Consider the following 13,783-nt stretch of genomic DNA (forward strand, 5'->3'; position numbering starts at 1 on the left):
CCCGAAACCGACCACTATCAAACCCAAGGACTCTCGTTATGAACGAGGGACGACCGGGGGGCAGGTCATACCTTGTCGTTACCCGACGCGGCCTCGCTAAGGGGCGGGGTTCCAAATCGCTCTATCAGCATCTCAGTGAGGGTTCGCACCTTTCGAGAGGGATACTGGCCGGGCGGCCTCACGACGAAGATCCCGGCTGGCGGAATCGGATGATGCGTCATGATTGGCACCAGCGCACCCGAACTAATATGATCCGCGACCAGCGGTTCTGGCAGATAGGCGACCCCAACTCCGTCCAGAGCGGCCGCTACGAGGGATATTGCGTTATCAGCTATGAAGCGTCCCTGAGGACGCACCGTGACAATCTCGTCGTCATTCATGAATTGCCACTTCTCGGCGTCCCGCATAACGACTTGGTGATTCACAATCTCGTCTGGTGTTGCGGGAGCACCGTGAGCTTCGATGTAAGCAGGGCTGGCAACCAGCTTGCCAAAGATCGGTCCGATACGTCTCGCGACGAGGTTCGAGTCCGACAGATGCCCCAGCCGAATTGCGCAATCAAAGCCCTCTCCCACGAGATCTACGAAGCGATCAGTATAGGAAGAGAGGATTTGTAGTTGCGGGTGCCGGCTGGCCATCTGGGAGAGGACAGGAGCAAAATAGCTCGGGCCAAATGACAGTGGCGCGGCTACGCGCATGCGGCCTCGAAGCTCACCAGCGGGCAGGATCGTTTCGCGCACCAGATCCAATTCGGCGGATGTCCTGGCTGCGTAATCGCGGAAGGTGGCGCCTGCTTCCGTGAGCGCTATCCCACGGGTCGTCCTTGCAAATAGCTGTGCGCCGAGTTGCTCCTCAAGCCTGGTGATCCGCCGGCTAACCATCGACTTCGAGATTCCCAGTCGCAGCGCGGCAGACGACACTCCGCCCGCATCAGCAACTTCGACGAATATCCTTAGATCCTCAAGTTCCACAAGGCGTTCCTTATCTTGCAACACGGCTTCACACGACCGAGGGCTACCAAGGCAAGGAAGGGAATGACAACTTCGCTGCCGCTGTCTGTCCCATGAGGGCATTCTCGCACCGTGCCTCACGAACCGCCAATATAGGAATTAGTTCGTAATCTTTCTAACGGCTTCCATTCACATCTTCGTCCATCGCACGCATCCGTAAAACGTCGGCTTCCACATCACCGCAATTCGTAAGATCAGTCGAACGAGGGTAAAATGCTCAAAAATTTATTCATCGCCTTTGTGACGATTTCTTCTTTCTCTGCGGCTCAGGCGCAAACCACGCAAGAACAACCCGAAGCCGATCTGATCGTTATCAACGCAAAGATCTTCACCGGCAACCCGAGGCAGGCCGAAGCCTCTGCTTTAGCCGTCAGGAATGGCCGCATCTATTCCGTCGGATCGGATGTGGACATTCTCGGTCTAAAGAATTCCGCTACCAAAGTGATTGATGCACGCAGTCGGAGACTCATTCCGGGCATCATCGATGCTCATACGCACGTCCTCAACGACCTGGCCTATAACTACAGTATTCGATGGGATGGCGTGCCGACGCTGCGTCGTGCATTGACCATGCTCAGCGAGCAGGCCCAACGAACGCCTGAGGGGCAGTGGGTCAAGGTGATCGGAGGCTGGTCACCCTACCAATTTGAGGAGAACCGCTTTCCCACGCTGGCCGAGCTGCGCGAGGCCGTGCCCGACCATCCCATGATTGTGCAATATGCCTATAACCGCGCTTTCTTGAACAAGCAGGCGATGGAAGCGCTTGGCGTGGGCACCGAACGGTTCCCACAGGTGCCGGACGTAGAATTCGAGAAGGACAGCCACGGCAATCCCACGGGCGTTGTCCACGGCTATACTTGGCTGTTTCTTGCTCTTGAGGGCATGGTGCCGCAGCCCACGTTCGACGAACAAGTGAGTTCGATAGTCTACAGCGTTCACGGTCTGAACCGGACCGGCGTGACCTCGATCATCGATAACGGCGGCAGGTGGCCATACCCGGAGGCCCAGGCGCGGGTAGCCGTGCTCGCACGAGACAACCGCCTCAATGTGCGGATGCCCTTTGTGGACTTGCAACTCGGCGACGGCGGGCCGGTGAACATGGTGGATCTGGAGATCGAGGCGATCACGAAAACGGCGCCGATAAGCCCGGGGCAAAACCTGCACCCCACCCTGGCACATGGCCATGAATATCGCGGTGCCGGGGAGGTTCTGAGCGGGGAAGTGCATGATCATGAGAACTTCGACCGTCCGGCGGTCATCATCGAGCCCGAGAAGATGCGGCGCTTCGTCGAGCAGGATGTGATGAAGCTCGTCCAGCGGCGAATCCCGTTCCGCATGCACGTTAGCTACAATGAGAACATCTCGCCCTTTCTCGATGGCCTTGAAAAGGTGAACGAAACGATCCCGCTCGATGGCCTGAAATGGAGTCTCGAACACGCGGAGACCATCAGCCCGGAGAACATCGATCGGGTGAAGACGCTGGGGGGCGGTATCGCCCTGGACGCCAAAATGGCGCTGCACGCCGATGGCTTCATCAAGACATATAGTCGCGAGAAGGCGTTGGAGACGCCGCGTCTGCGCAAACTCGTGGATAGCGGCATCCCTCTGGCCATGACCACCGACGCTTTTCGGGCAGCCACGTTCAACCCTTGGGTCGGGATAAGCTGGATGGTGTCCGGCAAGTCCGTGTCCGGTTCGGAGGTTCTCGCCGAGAACAACCGGCTCTCCCGCGCTGAAGCGCTGAAGCTGTTCACCAGTGGGGCAGCCTGGTTCATGAATGCAGAAGCCGAACTAGGCACAGTCGCCCCGGGAAAGCTGGCTGACTTCGCCGTTCTCGACAGGGATTACTTCGCCGTGCCGGAAGAGCAAATCAGCTCTATATCGTCTGTCCTAACGATTATGGACGGCAAGGTCGTGTATGGCGCACAGGACTATAGCGCTCTTTCGCCAAAACTGCCCGAAATCCTTCCAGCCTGGTCACCCGTAAAATACTTCGGCAGCTATCATGGGGAAAAATGAATCCCGCGAAATGGTTTTCTCCGCTTTCCCCAACAGTTCTATTTCAAAAGCTCCTTGGACTCCGGTTTCGCCGCATGGCCGTTCCCTACTGTGCTGGAAGCACCATCGCCTGAAGGTGGGATCAGCAGTTGCGCGCCGGTCCCTCTCCGGGGGGCGGTTACTGCTACTTTCGCTTGCTGCCCTCGCCTTTGCTCAATGGGACTACCGGCCCGCCCTGGCGGATGATGCTCGCTTGAAGCAGGAGAGGCCCTCGATAAAAGCCGACCGGTCGCGGGAGGACTGGTCAGTCCTCGCGGATCCGAAACTGCGGACCCAGCCGCTGGACAGTCTCAAATACATTCCGTTGTTTTCCTCCAATCCCCACAGCTACATCTCGTTCGGGCTCAATCTGCGTGAAATATTCGAAGTCAGTGATGCGCCGGCTTTCGGAACCGTGCGTGCAAATCCCAGAGACTCCTACTGGTTACAGCGCGCGCAGTTCCATATGGATGCTCACCTGAATGAAAACTGGCAAGTGTTCACGCGGTTCGAGGATGTGCGTGCATTCGACAAGAAAGTGATCGGCCCCAACGACGCAAACCGATTTGATCTTCGGCAAGCATTCATCGGCTATACGCAGAAGACTGACGCCGGAACGTTCAGGGTAAGAGTCGGCCGTCAAGACTTCGCGTTTGATCTGGAGCGGTTCGTGTCGGTACGCGATGGGCCGAATGTCCGCCAGTCATTCGATGCTGTCTGGGCCGGGTGGGAGACGGACGCATGGCGCTTCTATGGTCTTGTCAGCCGGCCCGTTCAGTATTGGGACGACCGCCCTTTCGATGATAGATCGAGCGGCGATGCAATGTTCAGCGGGGCCCGCGTGGAGCGGCAGCTCTCGCCGACGATCGTGGCGTCGGCCTACTACGCGCTTTATCAGCGTAAGAACGCCACTTTTCTCACCGCGTCGGGTGAGGAAGACAGGCATATCCTCAATATCCGGACGGCCGGCAAATATGCCGGTTTCGACTGGGATGCGGAGGCGATGGGACAGATTGGCAAGGTCGGCTCAGCCGACATTCTGGCCTGGGCCGTGGGTGCGAGGACCGGCTACACCTTCGAGGATCTCACCTGGTCACCGCGGATCGGTATGCAGTTCGACGTGGCGTCGGGCGACCGGGACGCAAGTGATGGCACGCTCGGCACCTTCAATCCGCTGTTTCCGAACGGCTTCTATTTCTCGCTCGGCGGTCATACCGGATACGCTAACCTCGTCCACATCAAACCATCGGTCACCGTTCAGCCGACAGAAGACCTGACCCTGATGGCTGGGGTCGGACTGCTCTGGCGACAGACGACACAGGACGCTGTCTACACCCTGCCAAGCGTTCCGGTGGCTGGCACGGCGGGTCAGGGGTCAGCATGGACCGGAGCCTATTTGCAGGTCAAGGCGGACTACCGCTTCAATCCCAATCTCGCGGGGTCGCTGGAGGCCGTCCGTTACCAGGTCGGCTCGGCGCTTCGCGACGCCGGAGGCCGTGACAGCAACTATGTTCGAGCGGAACTGAAATACTCATGGTAGCGCATGCACAGCCATACGCACCGGCGCCGGCCTTTCGCCGTGCCAAACATCCAGGGATGATGGATCGGTCGTCTCATATGCAGACGCGGCGTTGCACAATGAGGAAAGCTGGATAGGCATTAAAGCTGGATAGGCATTCTTGGGCTGATATCGCAGAACCCATTCTCAAGACGCCGATTGAAACAACTCGACCAGCATCCTCTCATTGTCGCGGATATAAGCGAAGCGATCACCGGAATGGTTGGGTACGGAGGACGGAGGTATAACTATTTCAACGCCCTTTGCCGCAAGAGCGGCTACAGCTTCTTCCAGATCATCAACAATGAACGCAAAATGGTTGATACCACGGATTTTCAGAAATGTTTCGATTTCTTTTCGCTCGTTTGACATGGGGGCAGCGCCTTCGACTTGAATAATCTCCAGTCGAGCTTCACCACGAACGAGCATGGCCACCTCCGCGCCAGACAGAGTGAAACTATATTGGTGCTCGAAACCAAGATTATCTCGATACCAGTCAAGGCTGCCCTGCAGGTCGTTGACAACGACACCGACATGATGGAGGCGATGGACGAAATTTGCCATGTGATTTCCTGGGTTTAGTTTTCTCGTTCCAGATCCGGTTCGAGAGACCATCCCTGCAATGGTTGCGGGACTACGTACGCTGCCGGAAACGAGGTTCAACTTCCCAAGGCAGGTCGCCCACCTCTCCTCCGATCAAGGTAAACTTTCCATGTATGCGGGAAAGTGTGAACTACACTTTACTTTTCAATAAAATCCCTGTTGAACACCGATTCCGAGAGCGGCTTTCAAAGATTTTTACTTCGTGCGACGTAGAAGTTATTCCTGCATATACGGGCAGGATAGTCTCCCCAAATGCGAAACGCTGTTGCAAAACGCAGAACGGGAGGCCTATCAACGCTATCATGCTACATTCTGGGAATAACCCTCAGTCTATCCTGGCTATATTTTGTATTGCCCGACGGTTCTCCTCTGTCGTGCGTGCGCTCCCGTGCAGAATTTTTCCCTGAATGCATCCCTCCATGCCTGGCTCAATAGGGCACCAGCAAACTCTGATACTGAACAACTATTCTTAACGACGTGTCGAAAAATCTTCAAAACACTCGATTAGCATCTCGGTGAGCACCCGTATCTTGCGTGAGGGATGCAGCCCTGGCGGCCGGACGACATAGATGCCCAATTTGGCGGGCGGATAGCGCGTCATGACCGGAACCAACGCGCCGGAAACCAGATGCTCCCTGATCAATTCTTCAGGGACACCGGCTAGCCCAATCCCGGCAAGTGCTGCCGCCACAAGAGCCACGGCATTGTCGGCTTTGAAGCGCCCCTGCGGTTTCAGCGTGATGATCTTGTCCCCATCCATCGCCAACCAGGTTTCAGTTCCCTGCATGACAACCTCATGCGTGAGAAGTTCCTCCGGCGTCTCGGGCGAGCCGTGCTTTTTGATGTAGTCCGGCGTTGCAACGTACTTGGCGGAGGTCCAGCCGACGCGCCTTGCCAGCATGTTGGAGTCGGGAAGATGGCCGACCCGTATCGCGCAGTCGAAACCTTCTGCGATCAGGTCAACGAACCGATCGGTATAGCTGGCTTGAACCTGCAACTCCGGATGACGTTGCGCCAGGGATGCGAGCACCGGGGCGAAATGCGTCGGACCGAATGTAAGCGGAGCTGCGATCCTCAGCCGACCGCGAAGGTCGCCGCCAGGTAATATCGCCTCCCTGGCAATGTCGATCTCGGCGCAGACTTTTGCGGCGTGCTCGCGGAAGGTGATCCCGGCCTCCGTGAGGGCGGCGCCGCGCGTCGTGCGGGCAAGCAGCTGCACGCCCAATTCCTTTTCAAGCCGAATGAGGCGCCGGCTGACCATCGACTTGGATATGTCGAGCCGCCGCGCGGCGGGCGAAACCCCGCCAGCATCGGCAACTTCCACGAAGGTCCGCAGGTCTTCGATGTCCAAATCAACGTTCCTGTACGCGCGACGGTTTAGTGCTCGAAGCAATCCAATTATATCACAAATAGAAACGACGGTGTCGACGTTAGCGTTCCTCATTTCGCGACACAGCTTCGCGGGAAAGGATGCTACCGCGCCATAACAAGAAATGAGAGTGTCAATTGAGGCGTCGTCTGAGGCGCCGCCCGTCTTTCCAGTAACCCAGCCCGCAACGTCAGCAAAGGATGTTTCCATGACCTTTCGTAACGGTCTCGATTCGCTTCTTCGGCCGGAAGACTCGGTCCTCGTTCTGATCGACCACCAGCCCTATCAGCTCGCGAACCTGAACAGCCACGATCCGCAAGCCGTCGTCAACCTCACGACCGCGCTGGCGAAGCTGGCGAAAGCCTTCAAGGTGCCGACCATTCTCACCAGCGTGATCGCGGCGCGCGGTGGACTTCTCTTCAAGCAGATCACCGACGTATTTCCGGGCCAGGAAGTCATCGATCGCACGTGGGTGAACACCTGGCAGGACGAGAAGGTGGTCAACGCTGTCAAGGCGACCGGCCGCAAGCAGCTGATCATCGCCGGCCTGTGGACCGAGGTCTGCGTCGCGATGCCTGTCATCCAGGCTGCCGGCGAAGGTTGGGACGTGACCGTGATCACCGATGCGTCGGGAGGGATTTCGAAGGAGTCTCACGAAGTCGCCGTGCAGCGCATGATCGCGGCCGGCGCGAACGTGATGACCGTGATGGCGCTCGCTGGCGAATGGCAACGCGATTGGGCACGCACCGAACATGTCGAGGAGCTGACCGAGATTCTCATCGAGCACTTCAGCGGCAGCGGCATCGCGTATCTTTGGGAACAGCAGTTGCTCAACACCCCGGTCGGTGCCGCTGGACCGTCGGGCGGCTGATCGGGGCGGGTGGCGGGGTTATGCGACGGCGAACGCCCCCGATTGCTCGTCGAGTCTCATCACCCCTCCCCTTTTCCGAGGATCAAGAAGATGTCTTTAAGGACGCATCGCGCGTCCGGAAACGGAATGAACGGCAACCTGTCGCTCGGAATGACCAACTCAACAGCGATCCTCATGGGGCGCCCATATCGAACAATGAATTATGGAGGGAGTATTCATGGAAATTGGCGTCGACAGTTTTGCCGCGATCCTTCCTGATCCGACGACAGGAAAGCTCCCTTCGGCGACCGACCGCATGGCCGAACTTCTTGACGAAGTCGAGGTCGCCGATCGGGTCGGGCTTGATGTGTTCGGCATCGGCGAGCATCACCGCGCCGAATTCCTCGATTCCGCGCCTGCGATCATACTCGCCGCAGCAGCGGCGCGTACCAGCAAGATTCGATTGACGAGTGCGGTGACGGTATTGAGTGCCGCCGATCCTGTCCGCGTCTTCCAGGAATTCTCAACCCTTGACCTGATTTCCAGAGGACGCGCCGAACTCGTCGTCGGCCGAGGTTCGTTCGGCGAGGCCTTTCCTCTTTTCGGCCTGGACACACGGGCATATGACGAACTCTTCGCCGAGAAGCTCGACCTGTTCATAAAGCTTGGAGAGACAAACAATCCTGTCTGGGAAGGCCGATTCCGTCCGGCGCTGAACGGCCAGGGCGTCTTCCCGCGGCCCCACCAGCGGCGGCTGCCGCTATGGATGGGTGTAGGCGGTACGCCGCAATCCTTCGCGCGTGCCGGCGCGCTCGGCCTTCCGCTGATGGTGGCGATCATTGGTGGAACCTTTGAACGGTTTCGCCCGCTCATCGATCTCTATCGCGAGGCCGGTATGCGCGCGGGGCACGATGCCGAAAAGCTCAGGGTGGGCATTCATGCGATGGGTTTCGTCGGCGAGACAGACGCAGCCGCCAGGGATGCCTTCTTCCCTGGATGGTCGCATCTGACAGCGAAGGTCGGTCGCGAACGTGGCTGGGCTCCCCCGACGCGCGAGCAGTTCGAAGACATGGCCAGCCCGCGAGGCGCCTTCCTGATCGGCGCTCCGGCAACGGTTGCCGAGAAGATGCTTCAGGCGAGCCGGGTGCTGGGCGGCCTTTCCCGCATAACCTTTCAGATGAGCACCGCCTCTCTGGAAACGGCGGCGATGAAGCGCTCGATCGAGCTTTTGGGTACCGAAGTGGCGCCAGTCGTTCGTGCGGCTGTGGTGCAGGCATGAGGAGGCCTCAACACAAATAGCTCGCCATCGGGAATAGATGGCAACCCGGTCTTCCCATCCGAAAATCTGAGGAAAGGAAAGAACACCATGACGACGCTTACGACGCAGGAAGGAAGCCGGATCTTCTACAAGGATCGGGGTCCGCGCGAAGTCCGGCCCATCATGTCCCATCATGGCTGGCCGCTGAGCGCGGACGACTGGGACAACCAGATGCTGTTCCTCCTCGGCAAGGACTACCGCGTCATCGCACATGACCGGCGCGGTCATGGTCGCTCCGAGCAGACCGATACTGGAAACGAGACGGACACATATGCGTCCGACGTCGCGGAGCTGGTGCGGGAGTTCGATCTGAAGGACGCGGTTCACGTCGCACACTCGACGGGCGGCGGCCGGGTGATCCGCTACATCGCTCCCAGCGAGCCTGGTCTTGCGTCGAAGGCCGCGCTGATGGGAAAGACACGTGGATGGCTGAAGTGAGCCTGGGGCAAACGATTGGACCGGCAGTCGTGCTGATGGGAGCCGCTGTTGTCGCTGTGCCGTTGTTCCGCCGGCTGGGGCTGGGATCGGTGCTCGGCTACTTCGCCGCTGGCGTTCTTGTCGGGCCATCGGTGCTGGGGCTGCTCACCGATACCCAATCCATCCTCCATTTTTCCGAGCTTGGGGTGGTGATGTTCCTGTTCGTGATCGGACTGGAACTGCGCCCGAACAAGTTATGGGCGATGCGTACCCAGATTTTCGGATTGGGCCTTGTCCAGGTCTTCGCCGCGACAGCCGTCCTTGCGCTGACGGGCGCGATGCTCCTCGGCCTATCCGCGACCGTCGCTTTCATCGCCGGGGCGGGCTTTGTCTTATCCTCAACCGCCGTCATCATATCGGTGCTGCAGGATCGGGGCGAGATTTCGGGCGCACAGGGACAGAAGTCGGTTGCCATCCTGCTGTTTGAGGATCTGATGATCGTGCCGCTCCTGGCGGTGGTCGCCTTCCTCTCGCCGCTCTCGCATGGACAGTCAGGATGGACGGACGCCCTCATAGCCGTCGCGGCCCTGCTCGTGCTTCTGGGCATATCGCGCTGGGGTCTGAATCCGTTCTTCACCTTGCTGGCACGCGCGCGCACCCGCGAAGTGCTGACGGCAGGTGCGCTGCTGGTGGTGCTCGGCGCAGCGCTGCTGATGGACGTCGCCGGATTGTCGATGGCGATGGGCGCGTTTCTCGCCGGAGTGATGCTCTCGAGTTCGAGCTACCGGCACCAGATCGAAAGCGATATCGAGCCGTTTCGCGGTCTGCTCATGGGACTGTTCTTTCTCGCTGTCGGCATGTCGCTGGACCTTTCGATCGTCGCGGCCGAATGGCCGCTTCTGCTGGCCATGCTGGGCGCGTTCACGGTCGCGAAGGGCGCCGTGGTCTATGTGGTCGCGCGTCTGTTCGGCAGCTCGAACCATCAGGCCCTGCATCGTACGTCGATGTTCCTCCAGGGCGGCGAATTCGCCTTCGTCCTTTATGCAGCAGCGATGGCAGGCGGCGTTATCGATGCACGCGAGAATGCGCTGTTCGCCACCGTCGTGATCCTGTCGATGGTGCTGACCCCGCTGCTCACAATAGCGACCGACCTTCTGCTTCGAACGGAAGCGTCGATGGATGGCATCGATCCCGCCCATGATCTCAAGGGGCGGGTCCTTATCGTCGGGTTTGGACGCTTCGGTCAGATCGCATCACAGATACCTTTATCGCAGGGCGTCGAGCTTTCTGTCATCGACAAGGACCCTGACCGCATTCGCGATGCCGGGCGATATGGGTTCAAGGTCTTCTTCGGCGACGGGACCCGGCTCGATACGCTGCACCACTCCGGTGCCGGGGAAGCGGATGCGATCATGGTCTGTGTCGACGACCCCAAGGCCGCGATGAAGATCGTGGAGCTGGCGCAACACGAGTTCACCCAGGCAAAGCTTCTTGTCCGCAGCTACGATCGTGGACACGCGGTAGATCTGATCCGAGCGGGAGTCGATTACCAGATCCGCGAAACGGTCGAATCCGCCTACCTGATGGGAGCGGAAGGCTTGCGGGCGCTGGGCTACGGGGAAGCCGATGTTGAAGCCGCCGCCGCCGACATTCGTCGGCGCGATGCCGAACGCCTGGCCGAGCAGGTTCACGGAGACACCATGTCGGGCAGCAGCCGACTGCTCCTTCAACCCGTCCGAAAGCCGCTGTGATGTCAGACTTTCGGCGAATGCACACTCCGACGTGACCATCTCTGCAGTGAACCGTCTCTGATCCGTCGCAAATTCCATCGGAGTCGAACAACAGGATGAGGACAAATCATGCCTACACTCTACTACGCCGTAGGTGCCTGCTCTCTGGCCCCGCACGTCGCTCTCGAATGGATCGGCGCTCCTTACGAGGCGGTCAAGGTGCAGTATGGGTCCAAAGAGCTTCTCGCAGTAAATCCCGCCGGTGCCGTCCCGACGCTTCGTGAAGGGAATGGCTGGCTTCTGACGCAGGCCGGCGCGATCCTCGACTACCTGGCACACAAGCACCCCGAGGCTGGGCTTGCCGGCGGAGATGGCCTGCGCGCCAGGGCCGAAGCGCATCGCTGGTCCGCCTTCTTCACTTCGGACGTCCATGCCGCCTTCTGGCCGATCTTCATGCCTTCCCGCTACACAAGCGACACAAGCGAAACGGCCCGGCAGGCGGTGGTAGAAGCCGGACACAAGCTTGTCGCGAAGCAGTTCGGTATTCTCGACCGCCACCTCGATGGACGGGAGTACATCCTGGATGGCGCGCGCTCGGTGATCGACGCCTATTCCTTCCCGATGATCCGCTGGGCGCTGAAGCTTCTGCCGGGCGGCCTGGAAGGATATCCGAACGTGCAAGCGCTTCATGACAGGCTGGCCGGCGATCCGGCAGTGCAAAAGGTGCTCGCGCGTGAGGCCGAAGGCTGAGCGGTGAGCGGGGCTGACGACCGGCATTACCGCCAACGTCGATTTCTAGAGCGCGTTCCGATCAGATGGATTGGGAGAAATCGCCAATGGTAGACAGCCGAAAACCGTCTGGTTGACAGGGCGTCCGCGTAGACGAACGCAGAATCCCCGTCCCCACCTCAATCAGCGCCGAACCCCAGGAGATGTTGCATACCGCCGTGCGCGAGGGAACGCCGCTCAACGCGCTCTATCCAACGCCGTCACCGCAAGAGCATGAGGCATGGCGGCAGATGCAGCTCAATGCCGACAGGTATTATGCCGAAACTCTCCTGGGAGCTGTGAAGTACCTGAGGTTGACAATGATTACACATGATCGATGGAAACGACCCGGCTGGCCGGAGATACTGATAGGACTCGCGGTGTATGCGCTGCTTCTTGTCTCGTTCGGCCTGCTATTGGGGTTTCTTCCTCAGAACGATCCTGTTCTTCTCGGGGTTGTCGGTTCGACTGCAGGCGGCTTCGTCGGTGTCGGTGCTTTCGCCGCGGCATTCGGCCTGCGGATACGGGCGCTCGGCCCGTTCGGGTTCAGACGAGTCTCCCCCCGCTGGGGCATGATCGCCATTGGAGCAGGGATCATCGCCTATGGCCTCAACCTGATCATACAGTTCACATACCTGACGTGGTTCGGGAGCAACGACCCTCAAGGTATCCTGCATGCAGCGGCCCGCGGCGGCCCGCTTCCCTTTGTCTTGTCCTTTCTCGGCGGAGCCATCTTCACGCCGTTCGGCGAGGAAATCCTGTTCAGAGGCGTCATTGCGAATGCGCTCAACCGCTATGGCGCCTTTGCCGGTATCGTTCTGAGCTCAATCATCTTCGGGCTCGCGCACGGCGTCAGCGTGATCCTGCCTGTCGCGATCATGGTCGGTCTTCTATCCGCTGTCCTTTTCCGGGCAACGGGATCGGTCTGGCCCTGCGTCACCCTGCATTGCGTTTATAATGGCGCCAATAGTTTCGCGTCGGCCTTGGGTTTCTCGCCAATGCAATAAAGCGCGAGGACTTTGGCCGCTGCCATCACCCGCAGCAGAGTCCGTGGCTAAACGGAATCGATTTCCGCACAGCTTTGCCGACTGCGCGCGGGTCCTCTCAAATAAAGGACAATCAGTTTGAACAGACATTACCTCCTCTCATTCGCGCTTGCACCCGGTGTGCCTCGCTTGCGTTGCGCATGGACCGCCAGCGCTCATTCTCAAAAGGAGATCAACAGAATGCCGCAAGATCCTTCCGTCGAGCATCGTCGGTCTGCGCTAACCATATTCTCTATAGTCCTGCTCGGCCTCGCTGTCACAGGATGTGTGTCGGCTGAAGAACGGCGGTATAGGGACGCGGGTACTTGCCAGAGCTTTGGAGCTTCCTATGGGTCTCGCGCTTATACGGACTGCATGCTGGAACAACAGCGCCGACGCGACAACGCGCAACTGAAGTCGCTCGAACAGACCCGAATGACGCAAGAAATTGCAAGAAACGCTCAGGTTATGGCCGATCACGCACGCTGGGAGCGCTGCAGGCGCGATCCTAGCCGGCGCGAGTGCCGTCGATAAGGACCAATATTCGGCTGCTGCAACTATGCGCAAGCATCGCATGCCAACACTCAATATAAGACGATAGCCGTCGCCAATCCGTTGTGCAGCGTCCCTAATGATACACCCCTCGTCTCCGACGTCATCGGGAGCATCGAGGGGTTCGGTGGTGCTCGTCGGTCATTCATACGGAGGCCAGATTATCTCTAACGCCGCGAATGGGCATGATAACGTCAAGTCACTCGTGTATGTGGCTGCCTTCGCAGCAGACTCTGGCGAATCTGCATCCGATCTGGCTGGCATGTTTCCTGGCGGGACGCTTGGGGATACGCTTGCGACCCCGGTCAAGCTCACTGACGGTGATGCCGACCTCTATATCGACCAGACAAAGTTCCACGACCAGTTCGCTCACGATATTCCGGCCGAAATGTCGGCACTAATGGCGGCCGGCCAGCGGCCGATCACCGAGGTCGCCTTGGCGGAGGAATCCGGTGAACCAGCCTGGAAATCACTACCTTCTTAGCGCTCGTGGACAAAGGGCATCCATAGTTTGACAGCGGCGATGGCGACGAAGCCGAGGTACGA

The 13,783-nt window shown here is 59.1% G+C and carries 11 protein-coding genes and 1 pseudogene; 9 read left to right on the plus strand and 3 right to left on the minus strand.

Annotated features, from left to right (window positions below):
• Positions 1-65: 65 nt before the first annotated feature.
• On the minus strand, positions 66-971 hold the full coding sequence (locus tag ACFFJ7_RS14995; RefSeq protein ID WP_377593402.1) for a LysR family transcriptional regulator: 906 nt from the start codon (positions 969-971) through the stop codon (positions 66-68).
• Positions 972-1,223: 252 nt separating this feature from the next.
• On the opposite strand from ACFFJ7_RS14995, the gene ACFFJ7_RS15000 reads away from it, so the two are divergent.
• Both ACFFJ7_RS15000 and ACFFJ7_RS15005 read left to right on the plus strand, forming a co-directional pair.
• Positions 1,224-3,029: an amidohydrolase gene (locus ACFFJ7_RS15000; RefSeq protein ID WP_377593404.1), complete on the plus strand. Its 1,806-nt coding sequence runs from the start codon at positions 1,224-1,226 to the stop codon at positions 3,027-3,029.
• Entirely contained in the window at positions 3,016-4,587 is a 1,572-nt protein-coding gene (locus ACFFJ7_RS15005; RefSeq protein ID WP_377593405.1) for an alginate export family protein, read from the plus strand. The genes ACFFJ7_RS15000 and ACFFJ7_RS15005 overlap by 14 nt, the downstream gene beginning before the upstream one ends.
• A gap of 165 nt (positions 4,588-4,752) precedes the next feature.
• On the opposite strand, the gene ACFFJ7_RS15010 is transcribed toward ACFFJ7_RS15005, so the two are convergent.
• Both ACFFJ7_RS15010 and ACFFJ7_RS15015 read right to left on the minus strand, forming a co-directional pair.
• A complete protein-coding gene (locus ACFFJ7_RS15010; RefSeq protein WP_377593406.1) occupies positions 4,753-5,169 on the minus strand; it encodes a VOC family protein in 417 nt (138 codons plus the stop codon).
• 508 nt (positions 5,170-5,677) lie between these two features.
• A complete protein-coding gene (locus ACFFJ7_RS15015; protein ID WP_377593407.1) occupies positions 5,678-6,559 on the minus strand; it encodes a LysR family transcriptional regulator in 882 nt (293 codons plus the stop codon).
• Between the two features lie 226 nt (positions 6,560-6,785).
• Between ACFFJ7_RS15015 and ACFFJ7_RS15020 the strand changes: the two genes are divergently transcribed.
• The 7 genes and pseudogenes from ACFFJ7_RS15020 to ACFFJ7_RS15050 all read left to right on the plus strand — a co-directional run.
• A complete protein-coding gene (locus ACFFJ7_RS15020; RefSeq protein WP_166956179.1) occupies positions 6,786-7,448 on the plus strand; it encodes a hydrolase in 663 nt (220 codons plus the stop codon).
• Positions 7,449-7,665: 217 nt separating this feature from the next.
• Positions 7,666-8,706, plus strand: a complete 1,041-nt coding sequence (locus tag ACFFJ7_RS15025) for an Atu2307/SP_0267 family LLM class monooxygenase (RefSeq protein WP_166956176.1) — start codon at positions 7,666-7,668, stop codon at positions 8,704-8,706.
• A gap of 87 nt (positions 8,707-8,793) precedes the next feature.
• Complete coding sequence (locus ACFFJ7_RS15030; protein ID WP_377593409.1) at positions 8,794-9,183, plus strand: alpha/beta fold hydrolase; 390 nt, start codon at positions 8,794-8,796, stop codon at positions 9,181-9,183.
• Entirely contained in the window at positions 9,171-10,913 is a 1,743-nt protein-coding gene (locus ACFFJ7_RS15035; protein ID WP_377593410.1) for a monovalent cation:proton antiporter-2 (CPA2) family protein, read from the plus strand. Before ACFFJ7_RS15030 ends, ACFFJ7_RS15035 begins: the two co-directional genes overlap by 13 nt.
• Positions 10,914-11,021: 108 nt before the next feature.
• Positions 11,022-11,642, plus strand: coding sequence for a glutathione S-transferase family protein (locus ACFFJ7_RS15040; protein WP_377593411.1), 621 nt, complete (start codon positions 11,022-11,024; stop codon positions 11,640-11,642).
• Positions 11,643-11,824: 182 nt separating this feature from the next.
• Entirely contained in the window at positions 11,825-12,667 is an 843-nt protein-coding gene (locus ACFFJ7_RS15045) for a CPBP family intramembrane glutamic endopeptidase (protein ID WP_377593412.1), read from the plus strand.
• Between the two features lie 618 nt (positions 12,668-13,285).
• A pseudogene (locus tag ACFFJ7_RS15050) lies at positions 13,286-13,718 on the plus strand (alpha/beta fold hydrolase); the annotation flags it as partial.
• Positions 13,719-13,783: the final 65 nt, after the last annotated feature.

The sequence above is a fragment of the Pseudochelatococcus lubricantis genome (assembly GCF_042432495.1).
Classification (GTDB): Bacteria; Pseudomonadota; Alphaproteobacteria; order Rhizobiales; family Beijerinckiaceae; genus Pseudochelatococcus; species Pseudochelatococcus lubricantis.